General features: G+C 64.4%; 1 protein-coding gene. It reads right to left on the bottom strand.

Going from position 1 to position 762, the window contains the following annotated elements; all coding sequences use genetic code 11:
- Positions 1 to 244: DEAD/DEAH box helicase family protein (locus tag HZZ13_RS36330; RefSeq protein ID WP_197964214.1), on the bottom strand; the 244-nt coding region annotated here is incomplete at its 3' end.
- Positions 245 to 762: the final 518 nt, after the last annotated feature.

Raw genomic sequence — 762 nt, 5'->3', positions numbered from 1 at the left:
TCCTCGGCTTGATCTTCTCCTCGCCGGTGACGAGCGCGACGCTGGCCTCGCCGGCTCTGGCCGCGATCTTGTTGTAGACCTCGCGCGCCAAGAGGCGCAGCGGCAGGCCGATCATCCCGGAGGGATGCGCCAGCATCCGCTCGATGGCGAGATGGGTCTTGCCGGTGTTGGTCGGACCGAGCACCGCAGTGACGCCCGCACCGGGTGCGCGCTCGGAGGCGAAGGGGGAGGAGGAAAAAGCCATGTCTGGGGGAATAGGTAATGGCGATTTGGGCGAATGTCAGTGCTATCCGGGGCGGTGAGGGGGCTTGGTTGCAAGCTGACGCGCGAAGCGCTTGGAAGTCACCTCGCCCCGCTTGCGGGGAGAGGTCGGCGCGAAGCGCCGGGTGAGGGGGGCTCTCCGCGAGTCCATCTGTCACCGCCCGCGCGGAGACTCCCCCTCACCCCGACCCTCTCCCCGCAAGCGGGGCGAGGGAGAAAAATTCCGCGCAACTGTCTCACTTTGCGACGCTTTTCCCGTTCGCTTTAAGCTTCGGAACGACTCTAGAACGAATCGCGGCCGAATCGCTGACTCTCCTGTGAGTCCCGTTCCGTTCACGCAACATGTCGCGGGACTCGTCCTGGTTGCGCACTAGATGGAGTTTTGCGGGGGTGCACAAGCGCGCGGGGTGGTTAAAGCTGGGGATGGCCTTGAGTCGAATCAGAATCGGGGAGGAGTCAAATGGATTCCGGGGACACGGGCGCGGCAAGCCAAAAGTTGCG

This window comes from Bradyrhizobium agreste, assembly GCF_016031625.1.
Lineage (GTDB): Bacteria > Pseudomonadota > Alphaproteobacteria > Rhizobiales > Xanthobacteraceae > Bradyrhizobium > Bradyrhizobium agreste.
This window is presented reverse-complemented; position numbering and strand designations above follow the sequence as displayed.